Annotated in this window: 21 protein-coding genes; 8 read left to right on the top strand and 13 right to left on the bottom strand. The window is 68.3% G+C overall.

What is annotated here, in order from left to right; translation table 11 throughout:
- Positions 1-7: 7 nt before the first annotated feature.
- Complete coding sequence (locus ABTV68_RS05975; protein WP_433676704.1) at positions 8-1057, bottom strand: hemolysin family protein; 1050 nt, start codon at positions 1055-1057, stop codon at positions 8-10.
- Entirely contained in the window at positions 1054-2370 is a 1317-nt protein-coding gene (locus ABTV68_RS05970) for a hemolysin family protein (RefSeq protein ID WP_433677555.1), read from the bottom strand. The genes ABTV68_RS05975 and ABTV68_RS05970 overlap by 4 nt, the downstream gene beginning before the upstream one ends.
- Before the next feature lie 316 nt (positions 2371-2686).
- Here ABTV68_RS05970 and ABTV68_RS05965 point away from each other — a divergent pair, with 316 nt between their 5' ends.
- Positions 2687-6391 (top strand): multifunctional oxoglutarate decarboxylase/oxoglutarate dehydrogenase thiamine pyrophosphate-binding subunit/dihydrolipoyllysine-residue succinyltransferase subunit, encoded by a 3705-nt coding sequence (locus ABTV68_RS05965; protein ID WP_433676703.1) that lies wholly within the window; start codon positions 2687-2689, stop codon positions 6389-6391.
- An 81-nt stretch (positions 6392-6472) separates the two neighbouring features.
- On the opposite strand, the gene ABTV68_RS05960 is transcribed toward ABTV68_RS05965, so the two are convergent.
- From ABTV68_RS05960 to ABTV68_RS05945, 4 genes are all read right to left on the bottom strand, one after another.
- Positions 6473-7783 (bottom strand): alpha/beta hydrolase-fold protein, encoded by a 1311-nt coding sequence (locus ABTV68_RS05960; RefSeq protein WP_433676702.1) that lies wholly within the window; start codon positions 7781-7783, stop codon positions 6473-6475.
- Positions 7783-10293, bottom strand: a complete 2511-nt coding sequence (locus ABTV68_RS05955) for a bifunctional lysylphosphatidylglycerol flippase/synthetase MprF (RefSeq protein ID WP_433676701.1) — start codon at positions 10291-10293, stop codon at positions 7783-7785. The genes ABTV68_RS05960 and ABTV68_RS05955 overlap by 1 nt, the downstream gene beginning before the upstream one ends.
- A gap of 141 nt (positions 10294-10434) precedes the next feature.
- Positions 10435-10680: a zf-HC2 domain-containing protein gene (locus tag ABTV68_RS05950; RefSeq protein WP_433676700.1), complete on the bottom strand. Its 246-nt coding sequence runs from the start codon at positions 10678-10680 to the stop codon at positions 10435-10437.
- Entirely contained in the window at positions 10677-11348 is a 672-nt protein-coding gene (locus ABTV68_RS05945; RefSeq protein ID WP_308071095.1) for a sigma-70 family RNA polymerase sigma factor, read from the bottom strand. The genes ABTV68_RS05950 and ABTV68_RS05945 overlap by 4 nt, the downstream gene beginning before the upstream one ends.
- A 138-nt stretch (positions 11349-11486) precedes the next feature.
- Between ABTV68_RS05945 and aroA the strand changes: the two genes are divergently transcribed.
- Both aroA and rsgA read left to right on the top strand, forming a co-directional pair.
- On the top strand, positions 11487-12842 hold the full coding sequence (gene aroA, locus ABTV68_RS05940; RefSeq protein WP_433676699.1) for a 3-phosphoshikimate 1-carboxyvinyltransferase: 1356 nt from the start codon (positions 11487-11489) through the stop codon (positions 12840-12842).
- Positions 12839-13879, top strand: coding sequence for a ribosome small subunit-dependent GTPase A (gene rsgA / locus ABTV68_RS05935; RefSeq protein ID WP_433676698.1), 1041 nt, complete (start codon positions 12839-12841; stop codon positions 13877-13879). Before aroA ends, rsgA begins: the two co-directional genes overlap by 4 nt.
- Positions 13880-13966: 87 nt before the next feature.
- Here rsgA and ABTV68_RS05930 read toward each other — a convergent pair whose 3' ends face one another.
- Positions 13967-15190 carry an IS110 family transposase gene (locus ABTV68_RS05930; protein WP_433676697.1) on the bottom strand — a complete coding sequence of 408 codons (1224 nt, stop codon included), beginning with the start codon at positions 15188-15190 and terminating at the stop codon, positions 13967-13969.
- A gap of 245 nt (positions 15191-15435) precedes the next feature.
- On the opposite strand from ABTV68_RS05930, the gene bcp reads away from it, so the two are divergent.
- Positions 15436-15909 carry a thioredoxin-dependent thiol peroxidase gene (gene bcp, locus ABTV68_RS05925; protein WP_433676696.1) on the top strand — a complete coding sequence of 158 codons (474 nt, stop codon included), beginning with the start codon at positions 15436-15438 and terminating at the stop codon, positions 15907-15909.
- 12 nt (positions 15910-15921) lie between these two features.
- On the opposite strand, the gene ABTV68_RS05920 is transcribed toward bcp, so the two are convergent.
- Positions 15922-16365: a histidine kinase gene (locus tag ABTV68_RS05920; protein WP_433676695.1), complete on the bottom strand. Its 444-nt coding sequence runs from the start codon at positions 16363-16365 to the stop codon at positions 15922-15924.
- A 286-nt stretch (positions 16366-16651) separates the two neighbouring features.
- Between ABTV68_RS05920 and ABTV68_RS05915 the strand changes: the two genes are divergently transcribed.
- On the top strand, positions 16652-16900 hold the full coding sequence (locus ABTV68_RS05915; protein WP_023955350.1) for a WhiB family transcriptional regulator: 249 nt from the start codon (positions 16652-16654) through the stop codon (positions 16898-16900).
- Positions 16901-16965: 65 nt separating this feature from the next.
- On the opposite strand, the gene ABTV68_RS05910 is transcribed toward ABTV68_RS05915, so the two are convergent.
- Genes ABTV68_RS05910 through ABTV68_RS05900 form a run of 3 tightly spaced genes read right to left on the bottom strand, consistent with a single transcriptional unit; the run spans position 16966 to position 20300 of the window.
- A complete protein-coding gene (locus tag ABTV68_RS05910; protein ID WP_433676694.1) occupies positions 16966-18459 on the bottom strand; it encodes a sensor histidine kinase in 1494 nt (497 codons plus the stop codon).
- Between the two features lie 9 nt (positions 18460-18468).
- Positions 18469-19698, bottom strand: coding sequence for an AAA family ATPase (locus tag ABTV68_RS05905; protein WP_433676693.1), 1230 nt, complete (start codon positions 19696-19698; stop codon positions 18469-18471).
- The gene (locus ABTV68_RS05900; protein ID WP_433676692.1) at positions 19695-20300 is read right to left on the bottom strand and encodes a hypothetical protein; all 606 of its coding nucleotides are present in this window, start codon (positions 20298-20300) and stop codon (positions 19695-19697) included. Before ABTV68_RS05900 ends, ABTV68_RS05905 begins: the two co-directional genes overlap by 4 nt.
- A gap of 142 nt (positions 20301-20442) precedes the next feature.
- Between ABTV68_RS05900 and ABTV68_RS05895 the strand changes: the two genes are divergently transcribed.
- Positions 20443-20712 carry a helix-turn-helix domain-containing protein gene (locus tag ABTV68_RS05895; RefSeq protein WP_433676691.1) on the top strand — a complete coding sequence of 90 codons (270 nt, stop codon included), beginning with the start codon at positions 20443-20445 and terminating at the stop codon, positions 20710-20712.
- Positions 20713-20728: 16 nt separating this feature from the next.
- Here ABTV68_RS05895 and ABTV68_RS05890 read toward each other — a convergent pair whose 3' ends face one another.
- Complete coding sequence (locus ABTV68_RS05890) at positions 20729-21382, bottom strand: hypothetical protein (RefSeq protein ID WP_433676690.1); 654 nt, start codon at positions 21380-21382, stop codon at positions 20729-20731.
- Positions 21383-21612: 230 nt separating this feature from the next.
- Between ABTV68_RS05890 and ABTV68_RS05885 the strand changes: the two genes are divergently transcribed.
- Positions 21613-22047, top strand: coding sequence for an Rv3235 family protein (locus ABTV68_RS05885; protein WP_433676689.1), 435 nt, complete (start codon positions 21613-21615; stop codon positions 22045-22047).
- A 152-nt stretch (positions 22048-22199) separates the two neighbouring features.
- On the opposite strand, the gene ABTV68_RS05880 is transcribed toward ABTV68_RS05885, so the two are convergent.
- Positions 22200-23426 carry a pyridoxal phosphate-dependent aminotransferase gene (locus ABTV68_RS05880; protein ID WP_433676688.1) on the bottom strand — a complete coding sequence of 409 codons (1227 nt, stop codon included), beginning with the start codon at positions 23424-23426 and terminating at the stop codon, positions 22200-22202.
- 95 nt (positions 23427-23521) lie between these two features.
- Between ABTV68_RS05880 and ABTV68_RS05875 the strand changes: the two genes are divergently transcribed.
- Positions 23522-23941, top strand: a complete 420-nt coding sequence (locus ABTV68_RS05875; RefSeq protein ID WP_433676687.1) for a VOC family protein — start codon at positions 23522-23524, stop codon at positions 23939-23941.
- Positions 23942-23994 lie beyond the last annotated feature (53 nt).

Here is a 23994-nt window from a genome sequence, read left to right as displayed (position 1 = left end):
CCGCGGCTCAGCGCAGACGCCGGGTCGCGTCCTGCACCTCTCCCACGAGTTCCTCAATAATGTCCTCCAGGAACAGGGCCCCGATCGTGGCCCCGGCGCTGTTTCGGACCCGCGCGACATGCTGGTGCGCGTCGCGCATGGTGGCCAGTGCATCCTCCAGGTCGGTGGTGTCCTGCACGGGCGCCAGCGCATGGATCCGCTTCGCCGGGATCGGGTGAGTGCTCGCCTCCGGTGCATCCGAGGAGACCCGCAGCGCGTCCTTGATGTGGACGTAGCCGGTCGGCTCGCCGTCCTCGTCGACGACCACGTAGCGGGAGAAGCCGTACTGCTTCACCGCGGCCTCGAGATCCTCGGGCGTCGCGGTGCGCGGCAGAGTCACGAGCTTCTCGCGGGGCACGGCGATGTCGCGCACCTTCTTGTCGGTGAACTCCACCACCGCGAGCGCGGTACCTGCGGCGTCGTCCAGCACGCCCTCCGCTCGGGAGGTGGCGACGATGGTGGCCACCTCTTCGAGGGTGAAGGTGGACCCGGCTTCGTTCTTCGGCTCCACACGGAACAGGCGTACGACGCCGTTGGCCAGCCAGTTGAGCGTCCAGATGACCGGGTGGAACACCTTCGACACCCACACCAGTGGCGGCGCGAGCAGCAGCACGGCGCGATCCGGCACCGAGAACGCCAGGTTCTTCGGCACCATCTCACCGAACACCACGTGCAAGTAGGAGACCACCAGCAGGGCGATGATGAACGCGACCGTCTTGACCGCGTCCTCGCTCAGGCCGGTGAGGCCCAGCGGCCCCGCCAACAGGTGGTGCAGCGCGGGCTCTGAGACGTTCAGGATCAACAGCGAGCAGATCGTGATTCCGAGCTGGGAGGTCGCCAGCATGAGGGTGGCGTGCTCCATCGCGAACAGCGCGGTGCGTGCGGAACGGGAGCCGCGCTCAGCGAGCGGTTCGATCTGGGATCGGCGTGCGGAGACGACGGCGAACTCCGCACCGACGAAGAAGGCGTTGCCGAGCAGCAGCACGACCAGCCATGCCAGGCCTGCCCAATCGCTCATCGGTCCGCCCCCTCATCGATCGTCACCGGGTGGGCGATGAACTCCACGCGGTCCACGCGCCGTCCGTCCATGCGCACCACGCGCAGTGTCCCTTCGTCAATCTCCACCTCGTCGTCCACCGCGGGAATCCGCTCCAGACGGCTCATGAGGAAGCCACCGATGGTGTCGTAGACCTCGCCCTCCGGAACGTTCACTCCGGTGCGGTCACGCAGCTCGTCCGGCCGCAGCTCGGCCGGGAACACGATGCTCTGACCGCGACGGGTGATGCCGACGCGACGGCGATCGTGCTCATCGAGCACGTCTCCCACGATCTCCTCGACGAGGTCCTCGAGCGTTACGACACCGGCGGTGCCGCCGTATTCGTCCACCACAACGGCCATCTGGTACCCGCGGGAGCGCAACTCGCCGATCAGCGCGTCCAGGTGCAGCGTCTCCGGGACACGCAGCGCATCCTCCGCGAGGGCGCCCACCGGCACGTGGATCCGCTTGTTGCGGGGCACGGACACCGCGGCCTTCAGATGGACGATGCCGGTGACGTCGTCCAGGTCGTCGTCATACACCGGGAAGCGGCTGAGCCCCGTGCGCCGGGCGGCGTCGATGACGTCGTCCGCCGTCGCGTCGCCGGCCAGTGCCTCCACGCTCGGACGCGGCGTCATCACGTCACCCGCGGTGAGGCGGGCGAAGGTGAGCGAGCGATCGAGCAGCGACGCGGTGTCCGCCTCCAACACACCGGCCATCGCCGATCGACGCACCAGGCTGGAGAGCTCCTCGGCGGAGCGAGCACCGCTCAACTCCTCCTTGGGCTCGATGCCCATGGCGCGCAGGATCGCGTTGGCGGAGCCGTTGAGCAGCGCGACCGCCGGGCGGAACACGGTCGTGAAGACCGTCTGGAACGGGATCACCAGCTGTGCCGTTTGCCGCGGCAGCGCCAGCGCGAAGTTCTTCGGCACCAGTTCACCGATGATCATCGACAGCACGGTCGCGATGGTCATGCCGATCACCGTGCCCACGGGGGCGGCGATCGATGCGGGAAGCGACAGCAGTTCGAGCGCGGGCTCGAGCAGTTTCGCGAGGGCCGGCTCCAACGTCACACCCGTCAGCAGCGTGGTCAGCGTGATGCCGAGCTGGGCGCTGGAGAGGTGGGTCGATGTGATCTTGAGGGCCGCGATCGTCATCGCCAGACGCGACTCGCCACGCTCGCGGCGGGCTTCGAGGTCCGCGCGGTCGAGGTTGACGAGCGCGAACTCACTGGCGACGAACAGGCCGGTTCCGACGGTGAGAAGGATTCCGACGGCCAACAGGACGTAGTCCATCGGCTGCATCAGCGGATCTCACCACCGAAGCTGAGGCCGGACGGAGGTGCGCCTCGGCGGATGCGGGGATCCGCAGGCGGATCAGTGACGGGCGAAGGTCTGCAACTCGGAGGGTCGTCCATGGTGCGCCCCAGTCTAACGGACGCCCCGGGGAGCAGGTCCGACACCGTCACCGACGGTCCGCCGAATTCGGCGTGTCGCGGGCGTGGGGAAACTCCCGGGGGCCAGCAGTTCTGGACTAGGCTTGTCTGTCGAAAGCACGCGGGAGATCTCCGCGTGCGTGACGAGATCACACGACGAAAGTGGGCGATCAAACGTGTCGAGCAACTCGAGCGTTGGCGGGGCTTCGAGCGAGGGAGAATTCGGGGCCAACGAGTGGCTCGTCGAAGAGCTCTACGAGCAGTACAAGGTCGACAAGAATTCCGTGGACAAGGAGTGGTGGCCGGTTCTCGAGTCCTACCACCAGAAGGCCACCGGTTCCGCTCCGGCCATCGCCGGCGCCCCGGCAGCGACGCCGGAATCCGCACCCATCGCCGCCGCGACTCCGGCCGCACCCGCGGCTGAGGCACCGGCGCAGAGCACGGGCCAACCGGTCGCTCGCACCACCGCGAAGCCCGCAGCTCCGCAGCCGATCCCCGCGCAGGCGCCGAAGGCCACGGCCCCCGCCGCCGACGCCGGCGAGGCGCAGGAAGATGTCGTCACCCCCCTCAAGGGCATCTTCAAGACCATCGCAGCCAACATGGACGTCTCACTGACGATCCCCACCGCCACCAGTGTTCGCACCATCCCCGCGAAGCTGATGATCGACAACCGCATCGTCATCAACAACCACATGGCGCGTACCCGCGGCGGCAAGATCAGCTTCACGCACCTCATCGGCTGGGCCATGATCCAGGCGCTGAAGGAGTTCCCCAGCCAGAACGTCTACTACGACGAGATCGACGGCAAGCCCTCGGTCATCGCGCCGGCACACATCGGCCTCGGCATCGCGATCGACCTCCCCCGCCCCGACGGCACTCGCGCGCTGGTCGTCCCGTCCATCAAGCGTGCTGAGACGCTGAGCTTCACTGAGTTCCTGGCCGCGTACGAGGACCTCGTCCAGCGTGCCCGCGTCAACAAGCTGACCGCCGCGGACTACGCCGGCACCACCATCTCGCTCACCAACCCCGGCGGTATCGGTACCGTGCACTCGGTGCCCCGCCTCAGCAAGGGACAGGGATCCATCATCGGCGCCGGTGCGCTGGAGTACCCGGCGGAGTTCGCCGGTGCCAGCGAGCGGGTGCTCAACGAGCTGGCCATCGGCAAGGTCATCACGCTCACCAGCACCTACGACCACCGCGTGATCCAGGGTGCCGGCTCCGGTGAGTACCTCAAGAAGGTGCACGAGCTGCTCATCGGTCAGCGGGACTTCTACGAGGGCATCTTCGCCGCGCTGCGCATCCCGTACGCGCCCATCCACTGGGCCAGCGACATCAAGGTCGACATCGCCGAGCGGGTGGACAAGCAGGCTCGCGTGCAGGAGCTCATCAACTCCTACCGCGTGCGCGGCCACCTCATGGCCGACATCGACCCGCTGGAGTACGTGCAGCGCTCGCACCCCGACCTGGAGATCGAGACTCACGGACTCACGTTCTGGGACCTGGACCGCGAGTTCGTGGTCGGCGGCTTCGGCGGCCGTCGCACGATGAAGCTGCGCGAGGTGCTCGGCGTGCTGCGCGACTCGTACTGCCGCACCATCGGCGTCGAGTACATGCACATCCAGGACCCCGCCCAGCGCGCGTGGTTCCAGGAGAAGATCGAGGTCAAGTACCAGAAGCCCGGCCACGACGAGCAGCTGCGGATTCTCAGCAAGCTGAACGAGGCCGAGGCGTTCGAGACCTTCCTGCAGACCAAGTACGTCGGACAGAAGCGCTTCTCGCTCGAGGGTTCGGAGTCGCTCGTCCCCCTGATGGACGAGATCCTGCAGGGAGCGGCCCGCTCGGGCCTCGACGGTGCCGCGATCGGCATGGCGCACCGCGGACGCTTGAACATGCTCACCAACATCGCCGGCAAGACCTACGGCCAGGTCTTCCGCGAGTTCGAGGGCTCCACCCTCCCGGGCAACAAGCTCGGTTCGGGTGACGTGAAGTACCACCTCGGCACCGAGGGAACGTTCGTCGCCGAGGACGGCAGCGAACTGCCGATCCAGCTGGCCGCCAACCCCTCGCACCTGGAGACGGTCGATGGCGTGCTGGAGGGCATCGTCCGCGCGAAGCAGGACCGCCACCCGATCGGCTCGTTCACGTGGCTGCCCATCCTCGTGCACGGTGACGCAGCGTTCGCAGGGCAGGGTGTGGTCGTCGAGACGCTGCAGATGTCGCAGCTGCGCGCGTTCCGCACCGGCGGCACGATCCACGTCGTCGTCAACAACCAGGTGGGCTTCACCACGGTCCCCGGTGACTCGCGCAGCTCGGTGTACGCCACCGACGTCGCCAAGACCACGCAGGCACCCATCTTCCACGTCAACGGCGATGACCCCGAGGCCGTCGTCCACGTGGCGCAGCTCGCGTTCGAGTACCGCGAGAAGTTCCACCGCGACGTCGTCATCGACCTCGTCTCCTACCGTCGCCGCGGTCACAACGAGGGCGATGACCCGTCGATGACCCAGCCGCTGATGACCAACCTCATCGAGGCCAAGCGCTCGGTCCGCAAGCTCTACACGGAGGCGCTCGTCGGTCGCGGCGACATCACCGAGGCCGAGTACGAGCAGACCAAGGCGGACTTCCAGGACCGCCTGGAGGTCGCGTTCGCCGAGACGCACGCCGCGCAGACCGGCGCGATCCCTGTGGTCAGCGAGCAGGGCGCCCCCGCGGTCGCCGGCGCTCCCGACAACACGGGAATCTCGTCCGAGACGATGCAGATCATCGGCGACGCGTTCACCAACAAGCCCGCCGGCTTCACGGTGCACCCGAAACTGGAGCAGCTGCTGAACAAGCGCGCTGACATGGCGCGCAACGGCGGAATCGACTGGGGCTTCGGCGAGCTCCTGGCGTTCGGCTCCCTGCTGCTGGAGGGCACCCCGGTGCGCCTCACCGGCCAGGACGCCCGTCGCGGCACCTTCGCCTCGCGTCACGCTGTCCTGCACGACCGCGCGAACGGTCAGGAGTGGCTGCCGCTGGGCAACCTGTCCGACACGCAGGCGCGATTCTGGGTCTACGACTCGCTGCTCAGCGAGTACGCGGCCATGGCGTTCGAGTACGGCTACTCGGTGGCTGCTCCCGAGGCCCTGGTGCTCTGGGAGGCCCAGTTCGGGGACTTCGCCAACGGAGCGCAGTCCGTCATCGATGAGTACATCTCCTCGGCCGACCAGAAGTGGGGCCAGCAGTCCAGCGTCGTGCTGATGCTGCCGCACGGCTACGAGGGTCAGGGGCCCGACCACTCGTCGGCTCGCATCGAGCGCTACCTGCAGCTGTGCGCGCAGGACAACATGACCGTGGCTCGTCCGTCCACGCCTGCTCAGCACTTCCACCTGCTGCGCCGCCAGGCTTACGCGAAGCCGCGTCGTCCGCTCATCGAGTTCACCCCGAAGGGCATGCTGCGTCTGCGTAGCGCGTCGAGCCCCGTGGAGGACTTCCTGACCGGCACGTTCCAGACGGTGCTGGACGACGAGCGCGGCATCGACGCATCGAAGGTCACGCGCGTGCTCCTGCACTCCGGCAAGATCCACTGGGACCTGGTCTCGGAGCTGGAGAAGGCGCCGAACGAGTCCATCGCGCTGGTTCGCGTCGAGCAGCTCTACCCGGCCCCGGTCGACGAGCTGAACGAGATCATCGCCCGCTACCCCGACGCCGAGCTGGTGTGGGTGCAGGACGAGCCGGAGAACCAGGGCGCCTGGCCGTTCATGGCGCTGGAGGTCGCTCCGCTGCTGAAGGGTCGCCCGCTGGGTCACGTCACCCGTGCCTCGGCCGCGTCCCCGTCCACGGGTTCGTCGAAGATCCACGCCCTGGAGCAGGCCGACCTGCTGCGCCGCGCGCTGAACTGACACTCCTCACGACGACGGCCCCGCACACGTGCGGGGCCGTCGTCGTTCATTCGGCCCGGCGCCTTCGTGCACGCTCCTTGTTCAGGACCCCGGTGTCGTCGCGTGGGCGTCGAAGCCCGCGTCGGTGCCCACCGTCGCTATGAGGTAGTCCAACCCCTTCGTGAGCGCTCCGCGCACGTGGCCTTCGCCGGGGATCGTCAGCGTGCTCACGCGGAATCCGGCCTGCTGCGCCAGTGCCGCGTTCTTCACCTGTCCGGGCCCGAACACGGTGTCCTGATCCCCGTGCGTGAAGATCGCGTGTCTGTCGGTGTAGGTCCCCGGCTTCGCCGCCGCCAGCACCGAGGAGGGCAGCGATGCCCGGTATGCCGCCTCGTCCCCCGCCCAGGCGCGAGCGACAGCGCTCTGGGGGTTCTCCGATCCGGGATACTCATTGCCGGACACGTCTCCGATCGTCCCCCAGATGTCCGGATGCTGAGCACCGAAGGCGAACGCGCAGGCGCCGCCGTTGGAGTAGCCGGCGATGGTCCACGCGGAGGCATCCGGCAACACCGTGAAATGGGCGCGAATGTACGCAGGCACGTCCACGTTGATGTACGTGGCGACGGCGCCGTAGGTGGCGGAGTCCGTGCACACGGGGTCGTTGTCGGCACTGCCGGCCAGCTGGTCCACCACCACGATGATCGGTGCGAGCCCCTGATGGGTCGCGGCGTAGGCATCCGCTGCGGCTGCGATGGGGGTGACGTCGGGAGAGCCTGGCTGGCCCATCATCATCACGATCACGGGAAGAGCCGGTGCGTCCTTCACCAGCGCCGCCGGCGGGAGATACACGGACGCGTCTCGTGGCGCATACGCGTGCGACGGGACGATCCGCTCATCACCGCGGAGCACACCGGTGCGTCCCTGCGCGGGGAGGTCAGCGGGCGGGGTCCATTCGGCGATCGTCGGCCGCTGGTCCGCTGCACCGACGGGCGGCAGCTCGGCGGCGGGCCCGACATCGATCCCGAAGATCGCGGCCGGCGTATGAGTGACGCCGTAGAGCGCATTCACCGCGAGACCCAGGGAGAGCGCGCTCGTGACGACCAGCCCGGCCGCCGCCACACGTCGCCACCAGCCTCCTGTGACGACCGCAATCACTCCCACCCCCAGCAGCGCGCCCGTCACCAGGACCCAGGGCGCGGTACCCGCCGGGAGCTCCCCGGAGAACGCGTTCGCGGACTGCGCCGACAGCACTCCGACCGCGAGCGCCGCCGCACCGACCAGCGCCCCGATGAGATGACGCACCGGTCGTCGGCCGCGAATCAGCACGGCCATCATCAGCCCGAGCACGAGAAGTCCCACGGTCGTGCGCACGGGTGAGTCGATGAGCTCCACGGTGAGCAGCCAGGTGCGCATCAGGATCGCCTCTCGAACAGTCCGCGGGCGAACTCCACGAGATGACGTCCGCTTGCCGTGGGCAGATATGTGCGCACCAGCGCATACCCGATCGCCGGCAGCTCCACCGGATCCGGGTACACCATGCTCAGCGTGGCGTACTCCGGGCGGAACTTCTTCTTGAACCGGAACAGCGACGCGAATCCGTACAGCGGCTCCAGCGCTGCCGACAGGCTCGCGAGCAGCCCGTCGATGCTCCCCCTCCGCGGCGCGGTCTCATCCTGCTGCACGAGCGGCGCCCCGGACAGGCTGAGGATCTCGGCACCGTCCTGCTGCATCTGCAGTGCCGCCGACGCGATGAGAAACTCCATCACGCCATTCGGGGATTCGGGTGCCCGGCGCATCACATCGAGGGTCCATCCGACGAGGGCGCCCCCTCGGTGCACCGGCACCCAGCTGGTGACGCCCAGCACCGTGTCGTCCGCCGCGACCGCGAGCATGAGCCGCACGGCGGGATCCTGCATCTCCGGAACGGATCCCAGTGTGAAGCCCATCTCCGGCAGTGCCTTCTCCGAAGCCCAGTGCTCGCTGATCTCCCGGATCTGCCGCGTGTGGGAGCGTGACAGCGCAGCCCAGGTCGTCCACAGCGGTGCGACCCCCTCACGACGCATGCGCGTGACCGGATGGCGGACCTTCTCGCCGGCCTTGCCCGCCAGCGTGAACGTACCAGGATGCAGCACGGTCTCCTCCGCCACCGGCATGCTGGTCCAGCCCAGCGATTCCAGGATCTTCCGGGTGGCATCATGAACGCTGTAGAAGACCGGAATCCAGCCGCTTGCAGAGGCGAACTCGATGAAGCCGCGGATGGCTCCCTCCCGATGCGCCTCATCCGCCGCCGGGTCGGAGATCGCGATGGCGACCCCGCCCTGGAGTCGGTAGGCGACGCCCGCTGCGCCATCCTCCGAGAACCAGTGACGCGTGCCCTCCCAGGTCCCCAGCCAGCCAAGCGTTCCCGCATCGGTGGTCGCCACCAGCGTCCGGTAGGGATCCGAGCTCGCGATCTGCTCCGTTCGGGTACGGGCGAACAGGCGCAGCACCGCGGAGGTGAACACCGCCCAAAAGGCGACCCCCACCCACTGCCAGAGGAACAGACCCGGCCCGTGGTGCGGGAATCGCGTGCCACCGGGAAGCGGGACCAGTCCCGGCGGAAGGAAACGCCGCAGGGCGTCGCCGAGCAGCTCCCCCGACGTGGGCGCCTGATTCCACGACCCGCGCAGCATCCACTCGCCGACGAAGAAGATGACGGCGAACGCCGCGAAGCAGATGGTGATCGCCAGCGCGAACCGATGCACGGCCGCTCGCGTGCTGCGCACGGAGAACACGGAACGCGTCAGGACGAGCACCAGGATGGTGGCGGCCGGAAGAGCGAGCGCCCCGATCCCCCAGAGGACGGACTCGAGGACCTGCTGGGTTCCCTCCCCCGCCACGACGACGCTGCCGGCGAGAGCAGAGCCGAACGCCGCGACGAACAGCACGCCGTTGGTCGCGATCGCCAGCACCCATGCCGAGCGGCGGCCTGCCAGCAGACCGATCGCCGCGACAACCAGCAGGATGAGCGGGACGACGGCAAGCAGCGCGGGTCCCAGCCCGCGGGTCACGAACAGCATGTTCTGGTGGTCGCAGATCGGCAGATAGTGCGACGCGCAGCGGGCCGAGATCCGTTGATCGAAGTCCGAGTATGCACCCAGCACCACGGAAAGGGGTCCGCGTCCACCGCCGTTGACCAGCGCGGCGATCGGCCCGATGCCCAGGACAGCGACGGCGCCCGCGATCAGTGTGCGACGCTCGTGCTGGCTTCCTCGCCACCAGGTCGTCTGCGGGGTCCGCGCCGCCCACAGCTCCCCGATGATCGTTCCCACCAGGAAGGCCAGCAGGCTGAGCCAGGATGACAGGTCGCCCGCGTAGAGGGCCGCGGCCACTGCACCGAGGCCGATGATGAGCCGGCTGCGACGCCGCCACAGGGTGGGTGCGACCCCGGCGGCCGCACTCACCGCGCAGATGACGCCGATGAGCGGATCCGCAACGCTGAGTGTCGCCACGTGCGAGAAGTCGGGGATCCGCGCGATGCCAGCCTGGATGAAGATGCCGAGCAGTACGACGGCGGTCCCGCCGCCGGCCAGCGCAAGCAGCAAACGCGACGGACGCAGATGGCGCTCGGCGAAGATGAGCAGCGGCACGCCGAGGATGATCGCGACCGTTCCGGTGACCACGCTGTCGGGAACGACCACCGCGGTCAGCGGAGTCCACCACCGCAACTGGCTCAGTGTCGCATCCGCGCCCGCAGCCATCAGCGATCGCCACGGGCCGTGGAACACCGTGGCGAGCAGCATCCAGACGCCGAAGATCGTCGCTATGGGGGAAGCCGAGATCACCCGCCGCAGTGCTGCTGCGGCCTCACGTGCGCGCCGAGCGCGACGGTCGATGGGTGCGGGTGGGGTCTCAGCGGGGACGGGAACCTGAGGCACGTTCATGATCGTGCACCCAGAACCCCGCGCGCCACGACGCGAGCGCTCACGTCACGGGCGACTCACGACAACGTCACAGCCTGCGCATAGACAGCACCGGCGACTCGCTCAGCGTGCGCGCATCACGCGGCTGAGCGCTGCCACCGATCAGGCGTGAGCGGCCTGGGCGGCGCGGATTCGCTCCAGCACCAGGAGCCGCAGCTCTTCCGGGGCGTCTTCCTTGCAGGCGCGCGCGACCACCTCGGTCAGCGTCTGGGAGACCACCGCTTCTTCGCGGCAGCTCTCGCAGGTGTCGAGGTGGGCGCGGATGTCGGATTCCTTCGTCCGGCACACCTCGTTGCGGAGATACTCCTCCAGGTCCTGCCGTGCTTTCTCGCAACCGCAGTCGGTCATTTCTTGCTCCTCGATGCGGTGGGACGGATTCCTCGCTCCGCCGCGTAGTCGGCCAGCAGGTCTCGCAGCATCCGCCGACCGCGGTGCAACCTGCTCATGACCGTTCCGATGGGGGTCTTCATGATGTCGGCGATCTCCTGATAGGCGAAGCCTTCGACATCGGCCAGATACACCGCAAGACGGAAGTCCTCCGGAATGGCCTGCAGCGCATCCTTCACGACCGATGCCGGCATCCGGTCGATCGCCTCCGCCTCTGCCGACCGCGAGCTCATCGCCGTGGTCGACTCGGCACCGCCCAGCTGCCAGTCCTCCAGGTCATCAATGGTGCCCTGGAACGGCTCGCGCTGCTTCTTGCGGTACGTGTTGATGTACGTGTTCGTGAGAATGCGGTACAGCCACGCCTTGAGGTTGGTGCCCTGCGTGAACGACGCCCACGACGAGTACGCCTTGACGAAGGTCTCCTGCACCAGATCGGCCGCATCGGCGGGGTTGCGCGTCATGCGCATCGCCGCCCCGTACAACTGATCCATGAACGGGAGGGCCTGCTCCTCGAACTGCGTACGGGCATCGCCCGTGCTCGTTTCGGTCTGATCTGACTGATCCATCGCGAGCCAGTCTAGATCGTCGACCTGTTCGAGCTCGGGTGAACGCTCCAGCGTCGCGTTCATGCGCCTCCTCGTTCGTGCCGTGTGCTTCTCACATCGGGTGCAACCGGCACGGCGCGGCACCTATTCCCACCGGTCCGCCTGCCCAATATGTAGCTGACATATTCGTCCGATTCCGCAGGGCAAAGTAGGGTGGAGCCGATGAGTGCACAGATCGACCTCGCTACCGCAACCGCACCCCAGGGCGCATACGCGGCACCGGTCGCAGCCGCGCCGGTGCATGCGACTCTCAGCGTGCCCGGATCGAAGTCCCTCACCAATCGGGAGCTGATTCTGTCGGCGCTGGCGGAGAGCCCCAGCCGCCTGCGCTCTCCCCTGCACTCCGACGACTCCGCGCGCATGATTGAGGGCCTGCGTGCCCTCGGCGTCGAGATCGAGGAGACCGAAGCCAGCGGACCCTTCGGACCGGATTTGCAGATCACTCCGCCCCGCACGCTGTCCGCCGGAACCACGGTCGACTGCGGCCAGGCCGGGACCGTGATGCGCTTCCTCACGCCGCTGGCCGGACTCGCGACCGGCGAGGTCACCGTGACCGCGCACGAGTCCGCGCTGCACCGCCCGATGGGCGAGATGATCAGCGCCCTGCGTGATGTCGGCGTCGACATCGATGACGGCGGCCGCTGGTCCCTGCCGTTCACCGTCGTGGGGCACGGCCACATCCGCGGCGGGGAGATCGTGATCGACGCATCGCGCTCCAGTCAGTTCGTCTCAGGGCTCCTGCTCGCCGCCGCCCGCTTCGACGTCGGCCTTCAGCTGCGCCACTCCGGTCAGCGTCTGCCGTCCATCCCGCACATCGAGATGACGATCGATGTGCTGGCGCACCGAGGCGTGCATGTCGAGCGCACCTCGCCCACCGACTGGGTGGTGCCGGCGGGTTCGATCCGCGGCAAGGACGTGGCGATCGAGCCCGATCTCTCCAACGCGGCGCCGTTCCTGGCGGCGGCGCTCGTCACCGGCGGCTCGGTGACCGTGACCGGCTGGCCCGCACGCTCGACGCAGCCGGGCGCCCTGCTCACCGACATCCTTCCGCAGTTCGGCGCGCGCGCGACCCGACGTGGCGGCGCCCTCACCGTCACGAGCACCGGTCCGATCCGCGCCGTGGACCTCGACCTCACCGCGGCAGGCGAGCTCGCCCCCACGCTGGTGGGCCTCGCGGCCCTGGCGGACGGCGTTAGCACCTTCCGCGGCATCGGACACATCCGCGACCACGAAACCGACCGCATCGCGGCCCTGGTCGCCGAGCTGCGGGCGATCGGCTGCGGGGCCGAGGAGACCCCCGACGGCATCGTCGTCACCCCCGCTCCGCTGCACGGTGCCACCTGGAAGGCGTATCACGATCACCGCATGGCGACCACCGGCGCGCTGCTCGGACTCGCAGTTCCCGGCATCGTGATCGACGACATCGGCACCACCGCCAAGACCCTGCCGCAGTTCACCGCGCTGTGGGAGCTCATGCTCGCGCCGGGCGAGGATTCCCCGGAGGATGCCGCCGCGTGAGCTGGCTGGGAGACTTCGACGACGACGAGGACGAGTTCGACGAGAGCGACATCCGCGTCCGTCCGAACCCGAAGGCCAACCGGCCGCGGACCAAGCGACGGCCCGCGCACGAGGATGCGACGATCGGTCGCGTGCTGGGTGTGGACCGTGGCCGCTACAGCGTGCTGCTGGACGAGGACACCGACGACGAGCGCACCGTCACGGCGACTCGTGCTCGTGAGCTGCGCAAGACGCCGATCGTGACCAACGATCGCGCGCGCGTGGTCGGCGATCGCACGGGCGATACCGGAACCCTCGCTCGCATCGTGGGCATCGTCGACCGCACGTCCCTGCTGCGCCGCAGCGCTGACGACACAGATCAGGTGGAGCGCGTCATCGTCGCCAACGCCGATCAGATGCTCATCGTGGTGGCCGCCGCCGACCCGGAGCCTCGGGAACGACTGGTGGATCGATACCTCGTCGCGGCCCTGGACGCCGGTGTGCGCCCGCTGCTCGTGGTCACCAAGACCGACCTCGCCGATCCGACCGACTTCCTCCGGCACTTCGAGACGCTGGCGGACCTGCGCGTGTTCCGCAGCTCCCGCGGCGAGGTTCCTCTCGACGAGATCGGTGCCGCACTCGTGGGCCACGCCACCGTGTTCGTCGGCCACTCGGGGGTGGGCAAGTCCACGCTCATCAACGCCCTCGTGCCGAGCGCGGGTCGTGCGACGGGCCACGTCAACGACGTCACCGGCCGCGGCCGTCACACCTCCTCCTCAACGGTGGAGCTGCGCTTCCGCGGGCCCGGGGGCACCGGCTGGGTCATCGACACGCCGGGTGTCCGATCCTTCGGCCTCGGCCATGTCGACACGGCGAACATCCTTGCCGCCTTCACCGACCTTGCGGAGATCGCGGAGGACTGCCCGCGCGGCTGCACGCACCTCCCCGATGCGCCGGACTGCGCGCTGAACGAGGCCGAAGCCGCCGGTGAGCTCGGCCCCGCCGGCAGCGCGCGTCTCGACTCGCTGCAGCGACTCCTCGCCACCTTCGAGTCCTGATACTTCGCGGGAGTGCCCGCACCGGCGATCCTCCACGTTTCGTGTCTCGTCGGTGGGCGCGCCTAGATATCCCAGGGGTGTAGTTTGTCAAGCGGCGAGGGCGTGGCGGTGTGCCCAGGCGATGGTTTCGTCGTAGGGGGTGTGGTGGCGGAGGCAGCCGTCGAGGATCCCGACGAGCCGGTTCGAGAGTGCGCGGAGCGCGGCGTGGTGGGTGGCTCCGGCGGCTCGGTGGGCGTCGTAGAACGCGCGGGCGCCGGGTGATGTGCTGAGCGCGCAGAACGCTTGCTGGTGCAGTGCGTCGGCGAGGCGCCGGTTGCGGTCGTAGCGGGCCAGGACGATGCGGCGGGTGCCGGATGCGCGGGTGATGGGGCTGGTGCCGGCGTAGTTTCGGCGGGCTTTCGCGTCGGTGAAGCGGTCGGGGTCGTCTCCGAACTCGGCGAGCACCCTCGCGCCGAGGATCGTTCCCAGGCCGGGCTGGCTGGTGATGATCTCAGCGTCCGGGTGCTGGCCAAAACACGACTCGACCTCTGCTTCCAGGGCGGTGATCTGATCGGTCATCGCGTGCAGCACTGTCGCGATCGCGGTGATCGAGGTGCCGTAGGCGGCCGCGACCGGTTCGGGTAGCTCGAGCTGCTCGGATCGGAGGACGGTGAGGATCTCGAGGGCGCGGTGTTCGAGGTTGCGTTGTCGTCCCGCTCGGCGCAGCACCGTGACGAGCCGGGTGCGAGTCAGGGCCCGCCCGGCGGCCGGTGTCGGGGCGACGGCGAGGACGGCGAGGGCGTCTCGCCCGGCGAGGTTGTCGCTGAACGCGGTCAACGCGGCAGGGTAGAACTCCCGCAGCATCGATCGCAGCTGGTTGGCCTGCCGCTGTTTCGACCAGATCATCGTCTGATGCGTCCTTGCCAGCGCTTTCACCGCCTCGGCGAGGTCGCTGTCGCCGGTCGCGGGTCGGTGATGGTCACGGTCGGTGCGGACGATCTCGGCGAGCACGTGCGCGTCTCCGGGGTCGCTTTTCGCACCCGAGGTCGAGTGCCGCTGCCGATACCGGGCCGACTGTTGCGGATTGATCGGATAGACCGTGTAACCAGCCGCGATCAGCGCCTGCACCCACCCGCCCCGATCAGTCTCGATCCCCACGAACACCATGCTCGGATCGTCGCCGTCGTCGAGATGATCTGCGATCAGCGCGTGCAGTCGCGCCAGCCCCGTCACGCCCTCTGGCAGGCGACGGCGGACCAGCACCGCACCCTGCTCGTCTTGCAGTTCGATGTCGTGATGGGCTTCAGCCCAGTCATCACCGAGGAACAGCATCGTCCCGACTCCCTTCACGAACCTGATCAACACAAGTCCCGGAGAAAGCTCGCAGCGCCCTAATGGTTCAGTGCTCGAAGCACGTCATCCCAGCAGCCATCACCGCTTCCCCACCAACCAATGAGGGCACGATCTAGGCGTAGACCTCATGACGGTCAGGCTGAACGAGTGCTCACTCACTGGCAGACTTGCACACCACACTGCCCCAACGGAGCCGCGTGATACACCCCCATTAGGCTGAGGGCATGACGCTGCGCCTGGAACCCGGTACCCCCGCCCCCGACTTCACCCTCACCACGCAGAACGGCACCCCGATCACCCTCAGCGCGCTGCGCGGCGGCCCCGTGGTGCTGTACTTCTACCCCGCCGCGATGACCCCCGCGTGCACCGCCCAGGCTTGCGATTTCCGCGATTCCTTCGCTCCCCTGCAGGCCGCGGGCTACACCGTGCTCGGCGTTTCTCCCGACGATGTGGCCAAGCTGGAGCGATTCCACGAGCGCGACCACCTGCCGTTCGACCTGCTGGCCGACCCCGACCACGCCGTGATGGATCTGTATGGCACGTGGGGCGAGAAGAAGAACTACGGCCGCACCTACGAGGGTGTGATCCGGTCCACGTTCATCATCGACGCAGACGGAATCATCCGCGAGGCGCTCTACAACGTCCGCGCCACCGGGCACGTCGCCCGCATCATGCGCATCCTCGGCCTCGCCGACTGACGCCGGCTGCGCTCAGCGGGCCGGCTCCTCCGGTGCGTCATCGGCGACCGGCTCATGGCTTCGGTCCGGGCTGCGGCGAGCGGCCACGATGATCAGCAAGAATCCGATGATCGCGGGGATGATCAGCCACGCGCCGATCAGCGGATGCGGTGCCGGTCCCGTGCTCGCGCCGAGTCCCACCGCGAACACCAGCACCTGCGTCACGATCCCGCCTGACCGCCCCCAGGTACGGTCACGGAGGATGCCGAACGCGAACGCCAGGATGCCCGCGCCCAGCACGATGGTGAGCACCAGCAGTGCCAGCGCACTCACGAGATCCGCCGTGTCGCCGGCGAGGATGGCGCCGATCTCCACAGCGGCCAGCACCAGTGTCACCAGGCCCTCGAGGGCGACGATGATCGCCGCGGCGACGGTGGCGGACTGCGAACGCGGCGAGACTCGCTCGGGGATCGTCATGGCTGTTGCGCTGTCCTTCTCGTCGTTACGATCGCCGGGGCGCGTACGCCGCCGTGATTCGGGTTCTTCCACGGCGCCGACTCATTCTTGAAACCTGACTGTGACAATCAATTAACCCTTGATTCACCCGAGGATCCATGGAAGCATTATCAGTGCCGTGTGCTCCCACAGCGGCGTGGGACGAGCGCTCTGCTCGTATATACACAGGGTATCCAACCCACCCGGGGTAAACACCGCACTCGTGCGTCACCCCAACCCCCACACCCATCTACAAGGAGCACGAAGAATGGATTGGCGCGATAAGTCCGCCTGCCTGACGGTCGACCCTGAGCTTTTCTTCCCCGTCGGGAACACCGGTCCCGCCGTGGATCAGATCGAGAAGGCCAAGGCGGTGTGCGCCCGTTGCACCGTCACCGAGATCTGCCTGCAGTACGCCCTCGAGACCGGTCAGGACTCGGGCGTCTGGGGCGGGCTGTCCGAGGACGAGCGCCGCGCCCTGAAGCGTCGCGCCGCCCGCGCACGCCGCGCCTCCTGAGGCGACGACTTCCCTGAACGTCGAACGCCCCCGGTTGTGACCGGGGGCGTTCCGCGTTGCAGGGATCAGCTGTCGGCGCGAATCCACTTCAGCGGGATGTCGATGGTCACCTCGGTGCCGGAGCCGGTGAGGGTGTGCCAGTCGATGGATCCGGACAGCTCACCCTGGATGAGAGTGCGCACAATCTGTGTACCAAGCCCCTGACCGACCTGGCCCTCGGGCAGTCCGCTGCCGTCATCGCGCACGCGGACCTCGAGGTGCTCCTCGTCGCGCTCAGCGATGATCTCGACGACCCCCTCGTCCTGCTCCGCGAGGCCGTGTTCCACGGCGTTGGTGACGAGTTCGGTGAGTGCCAGCGCCAGCGGCGTCGCGTACTCGCTGGGGAGGCTGCCGAACTTGCCCGTCACGTGAGTGCGAGCCCGCGTTCCGGCACCCGCGGCGACTTCGGCGACCAGCTTCAGCACGCGAGTGAAGACCTCGTCGAAGTTCACGTTCTGCGTCAGACCGCTGGCCAGGGTGTCATGCACGATGGCGATCGAGGCCACCCGGCGCATCGCCTGGGTGAGCGCATCGCGCGCCTCCTCGGAGTGCGTCCGGCGGGCCTGGATGCGCAGCAGTGAAGACACCGTCTGCAGGTTGTTCTTCACCCGGTGGTGGATCTCGCGGATCGTCGCGTCCTTGGTGATGAGCTCCTGCTCCTGGTGACGAAGCTCCGACACGTCACGGCAGAGGATGATCGCCCCGATGCGCGTGCCGTTGTTCTTCAGCGGCACAGCGCGCATCGACACGGTGACGCCGCGCGCCTCGATGTCCGAGCGCCAGGGGGCGCGTCCGGTCATGACCACCGGCAGCGACTCGTCCACCTCACGACCGGTCGGGAGGATCTCGGCAACCACCTCGACCAGGCTCTCCCCCTCGAGCTCGTCGTCGAATCCCATGCGGTTGAAGGCGGACAGGGCGTTGGGGCTCGCGAACGTCACGGTCCCGTCCACGTCCAGGCGGACCAGTCCGTCAGAGGCGCGCGGGGCACCACGGCGCGGGGCGGTCGGAGCGTCCAGATCCGGGAAGTCACCCGTGGAGATCATCGAGAACAGGTCGTCCGCACACTCGTTGAAGGTGATCTGCTGGCGCGACGGTGTCCGCGCCTCCCCGAGGTTCGTGTGCCGGGTGAGGATGCCGATGACGTTGGGGCGTTCTCCCACGACGGGGCGGGTCCGCACGATCGGCACCGCGCGCACGCGAGTGGGCACCTCCTCGAACCACTCCGGCGACGACGAGTCGACGATGGTGGCGGTCTGGAAGCACTCCTTGATCTGCGCGTACCACTGCGGGCGCACGCTGTCGCCGACGATGTCGCGATAGAACAGCGTCGCCGCTCCCCCGGGCCGGGTGTGCGCGACGGCGATGAACGAGTCCTCGGGCGTGGGCACCCACATCACGATGTCCGCCGACGCGAGGTCGGCGAGAAGCTGCCCGTCGCCGGCGAGACGATGGAGCCACTCCACGTCCGCTTCGTCGGCGCGGCCCTGCAGGTAGACGAGATCACTGAGTGTCGACACTCCGCAAGCCTATTGGCTCCGGCGGATACTTCCCCGAGTCCGCGTCGCACGTCGTCGCGCTTCGCGGGGACGCGCGGCGGACGCAGCCGCGCCCGGAAGGTCCAGCAGGCCCGCGATGCGACGTACGGCGGCGGTGAGCGCGGAACGCGGAGCTGCGATGCTCACGGGCTGGCCGTGCAGGATCGCCCGATCCGCCGCGGAGCCGTCGTCGGGGATGAAGTGGATCTCGGTGGCCTCGGTGTAGCGCTCCAGGGTGCGGCGCAGCTGGCCGCGGGCGTCGAGGCCGATGGCGCGCGAACGCACGCGATTCACCACCACCATGACCGGTGTCGCCGGGGCCAGCTCGCGTAGTTCGGTGACCGCCCGCACGAAGCGGGCGACGCCGATCGGGTCGGCCGCACACACCGCGATGATCCGATCCGCTCGCTGCAGCGCGGCGATCGTGGCGGCATTCCGGCGCGGGCCGTCGTCCAGGTCGCTGACGATCTGCTCGTCCTGCTCGATCAGCGCCGAGGTGTCGATGAAGACCTGTTCGCTCCACCGCGCCACGGCATCGATCACCGATCGCATCCGATCGGCAGGAAGCTCGGGCCAGCGGGCGGGACGATTGATTCCGGGCAGCACCGCGAGTGTCCCCGTGCCGGTCGGCAGGAGCTCGCGGATACGCGCATACTCCGCTTCGTCGAACGACCGGCGCGCCGCCTGCCGGCACGCCGCGGCCAGGCCCGGTGCCTCTTCGGCCAGCCCGAGCATCGCAGCGACGGCGGGAGCGTGGCTGTCCGCGTCGATGAGCGCGACCTCCCTGCCGCTGCGCGCACGTTCGGCGGCCAGCGCGATGGCGAGCGTGGAACGTCCCGGAGCTCCGTGCGGACCCCACACGGCGATCACGTCGCTGTGTGGGGAGGTCAGCGGACCGGGCAGGGTGGTGATGGAGGCGAGAACGGCGCGCGCCGTGATCTCCCGCACGGGAACAACGCCCAGTCGAGCTGCGAGATGCGCTCCGGCGTCGTCCATCGCCACGGGAACCACGCGGACACGCGCCGCATCACAGCGCACGAGCAGGGCGGCATCCAGTTGGCGCGGGTCCGCCAGCAGCACCAGCGCATCTACACCGGCGAGGGCATCGGCAAGTCCGATCTGCAGCGGACCCAACACGACGACGCGCTCGCCCACGGCCTCCAGTTCTTCGCACAGCGGACGTGCGACAGACGGTGGCAGGCAGACGGCGATGGTGCTCACGACCCGCCGCCTGCCGCGATCACAGACAGCGCACTGCCCGCTGATACGGCCGCGAGCACATCCGGTACGGCGTCGCGCGGCACGACGATCTCGATGACAGCGGCGGCCGTGCGCACCATCGAGTCGTCCGCGCGCACCGAGACGACGACGGCATCGGAGACGAGCACACGAGGCGGCTCGGGATCATCCTCATCCACACTGTCCACCCAGACGTCCACGGCAGTCCCCTTGCGCACACCCGAAGCCACCTCCACAGCGCTGCGAATGACCACCGTGGTGAGCTGTGCGGATCCCTCCGGCGCCAGCGCGTCGCGCGGCACGAGTTCCCCCTGCTCGACAACCCGCGTCACGACGCTGCCGGACGGCACATCGGAGACCGCGAGATAGCGTTCGGATGCGGCTCCGAGCATCACCTCGGTGCTCTGCAGGTCTCCCGCCCCGATCACCTGTCCCGGCAGCAGAGTGCCGCTTGCCGCCGCAACACCGACCGTGGTTCGCGACGCCGAGACCACACCCCAGACGGCGGCAACGGAGGCGACGACGAGAGCGACGCCGATGAAGAAGCGGGCATCGGAGAAGAATCTGGCGCGGCGGCTGGACATGTCGGCGATGTTCTCAGACGGGTGCCGAACGAGGGTGCTCACTATCCACAGCACCGAATTCGAGAGCGCGGCACGGATCGGCGATTATCCACACCCGCAAGATCGCCTTCAGAATATGTTCCCCACGCGTCATAATCGACTCATGCCCGACATCAGCGCCCCCGGACGCCACGTCTCGCCGGCGCAGGTCGCGGAACTCCTGGACCTCACGGTGGACGATGTTCTCGCGCTCGTGCACCAGGGTCGTCTGCGCGGAGCGCGCGTGGGTGCTAGCCACCAGTGGCGCATCGAAGAGGCATCCATCGTCGATTATCTCGACGAGCAGCGCGAGGAGGCCCGGCGCATCGCCCTGTGGCGCCAGTCCGATACGGCCAGCTTCCCGGAGATGTGGGGCGTGGTGCGGCACGACTGACGCCACCGCACTGTCGTCACACACTCGAGCCGACGGTGCGCACCTGGCCGATGGCCGCAAACGGAACCATCACGTGGGCGCGCACTTCGCTCGCACGCCGTGGACGACCGGGTTCGTGCACGGCGAGGTCGAGGTGGTCCGAACCCGCCCGGTCGATCGTCCCGTGCAGGATCTCCCCGTCCACCAGGCGCACCGTGACGGCTCGACGACGGCGCGCGAGATCACGCATGAGGAAGCCGAACACCACCCGTCCGCTCAGTTCATCCTCGGGAGCGGGAAGAGCAGAGCGGAGTACCGCGGCGTGCTCGGCCTGCACGGTGCGGATGGCGCCGAGCGGATAGAGCGCCAGCCCGTCACCAGAGGCCGCCGCCCAGATGTCGGCGCTGCCGCGGAGGTGGACCGCCCCTTCCGCGCGGTGTCGCTCTCCGCTGTCGTCGGCGGCGACAGCAAGCCAGTCGGCTCCGACGCCGACCGCGCGACCGGAGCCGCTCACACCGGCCGCCCGCACGGTGATGACGGCCCCCTCCGCGATGAGGGATGCCAGTCGCGTCCGCAGGGCCAGACGCGCCACGCGCAGTCTCTCGGTCTCGGTGTTCAGCGCCGCACGCTCCGACTCCCATTCGGCGTCGAGCTGCGATTCCAGGTCCTCGAAGAAGTCATCCCATCGCACCGCGCGACTCTAGCGTGAGCCCGTCTCCGTTCCAGCGCACTGTCCCCAGAAGGCGCCCACACGGTCGGCTCACACCGTGTTTTTCCCTGTTCACGATGCATATCTAAATGAGATCTTGCTCACAATCAGCGAGTTTCTGACCCCATCTCTGTGGTCATCGTCGTAACACCTCGCGTGCTCGTGTAACGCTGAAGAACGCCACAGAGTCCCCACGCTGTAAGGGGACAATCATGGCCAGGGGGACCGGCGCTGTCCGCGCACTGCAACGCGCGAGCACGGTGGAGATCACGGAGTTCTTCGCTCCGCAGCGGACCAGCACCGTCGACCTTCCCGATCCTGCCGTACTGCTGCGAAACCTCACCGTGGGTGTCCTCGAATCGCTTGCCGGCGTCCGTGATGTCGACCAGCTCGCCCGGTGGCTGTCGCAGGAGGCGTTCCTGTCCGTCGTGACACGCGTGGGCCTCGCCACGCGGGCACGCAGCGCACGCGGTGTCGCCGCGGCGCGTCCGCACCAACAGATTCTGTGCGTGCGCCATTCCAGTCCCGCCGATGGCGTGGTGGAGGGCGTGGTCGTCGTCGCCACACCCACCCGGACCCGCGCGATCGCCATCCGTCTCGAAGGGTTCGACCGGCGCTGGCGTGCCGTATCGATCGCCCTCCTCTGATGCTTCTCCCCCTGAGAAGAACGCGGGCCGCGAACCCGCACCCGCACCGGAGCGCTCCCAATCCGCTTCGGTGCATCGTGGGCTCGATCTGAGTCCAGAGGGCCGGTCTCCGTTCTGGAGACCGGCCCTCGAATGTCAGGACGCGTCAGGAATCACTGACGGTAGCTGGACAGGAAGTTGCCGATGCGTTCGATCGCGTCTCCCAGCACGCGCGCCTCCGGCAGCGTGACGACGCGGAAGTGATCCGGCGTCGCCCAGTTGAACCCGGTCCCCTGCACCAGCAGGATGTGCTCGGCGACCAGGAGGTCATAGACGAGCCGAGCATCGTCGTGGATCTCGTGGACCTCCGGGTCCAGGCGCGGGAAGGCGTACAGCGCCCCCCGCGGCTTCACGCACGAGACACCGGGGATCGAATTGAGCCCCTCCCAGGTGACGTCGCGCTGTTCGTGCAGCCGACCCGAGGGGGCGATGAGGGCATCGATGGTCTGCACTCCGTCGAGCGCGGCCTGGACGGCATGCTGAGCGGGAGCGTTCGGGCACAGACGCGTCGAGGCGAGCAGGTTGACACCCTCCAGGAAGCCCGCCGCGTGCTTCTTCGGACCGGTGATCACCATCCAGCCCGAGCGGTAGCCCGCCACGCGATAGGTCTTGGACAGCCCGTTGAAGGTGAGGCAGAGCAGATCGGGCGCCAGGGTGGCCGTCGAGATGTGCTCGGCGTCATCGAAGAGGATGCGGTCGTAGATCTCATCGCTCAGCAGCAGCAGCGAATTCTCCCGCGCGATCTGGATGATCCCCTCCAGCGTCTCGCGGCTGTAGACGGCGCCGGTCGGGTTGTTGGGGTTGATGATGACGATCGCCTTGGTCTTCGGCGTGATCTTGGAGCGGATGTCCTCGAGATCGGGATTCCACTCGTTCTGCTCGTCACAGATGTAATGAACGGGTGTGCCTCCGGAGAGCGAGGTCATCGCCGTCCAGAGCGGGTAGTCGGGTGCCGGGATGAGCACCTCGTCGCCCTCGTTCAACAGGGCCTGCATGACCATCGTGATGAGCTCGGACACGCCGTTGCCCAGGAACACGTCGTCCGGGTCGACGTGCGGGAATCCGGGCACCTGCTCGTAGCGGCTGACGATCGCACGCCGTGCCGAGAGGATGCCCCGGCTCTCGGTGTAGCCGTGGGCGGTCGGGATGGCCGCGATCATGTCTCGGACGATCTGGTACGGAGCCTCGAAACCGAACACCGCCGGGTTGCCCGTGTTGAGCTTCAGAACGGGATGCCCCGCTGCCTCCAGCCGCGCCGCCTCTGTCAGTGCGTTTCCTCGGATTTCGTAGAGGACGTTCTTGAGCTTGGCGGACTGATCCAGCGGACGGAGTGGGTTCATGTCCCAAGGGTAGTCCCCCGCGCGGGGTGGTCCTGACCGTCCACTCGCCCGCTCGTGGACTGTCGGGTGTCCGTGGCCGGTGGCAGGATGACGCCATGCACCAGCACGTGAGCTTCATCACCCTCGCCACTGCCGATCTCGATCGCGCCGCCCGCTTCTACGTCAACGGGCTCGGGTGGACTCCCGCGTTCCGCGGTGACGACGTTCTGATGTTCCGCGTCGGACCCGCCCTGATGCTCTCGCTGTGGACCGAGGCCGGCTTCGAATCCGAGGTCGGTCCTCTCCGTCGCGGCGAGGGCGCAGCTCCCCTCACTCTCGCACACAACGTCTCCTCCCCTGACGCCGTCGACGCGGTGCTCGCGGACGCGGAGCGCGCCGGTGCCCGCGTCACGGCAGGCGAGCACCGCGTATGGGGCGGTTACTCCGGCTACTTCTCCGACCCCGACGACTTCCGCTGGGAGGTGGCGTGGAACCCGGACCCGGACATGGCGTTCGTGAACGCCCCGGCAGAGTGAAAACGTCGGGGGCCCGGGATCACTCCCGAGCCCCCGACGTCATGCGGCTGCAG

The sequence above is a fragment of the Microbacterium gorillae genome (assembly GCF_050990725.1).
GTDB lineage: Bacteria > Actinomycetota > Actinomycetes > Actinomycetales > Microbacteriaceae > Microbacterium > Microbacterium gorillae_A.
The sequence above is the reverse complement of the archived record's forward strand: the minus strand, read 5'-3'. Positions and strand labels throughout refer to the sequence as shown.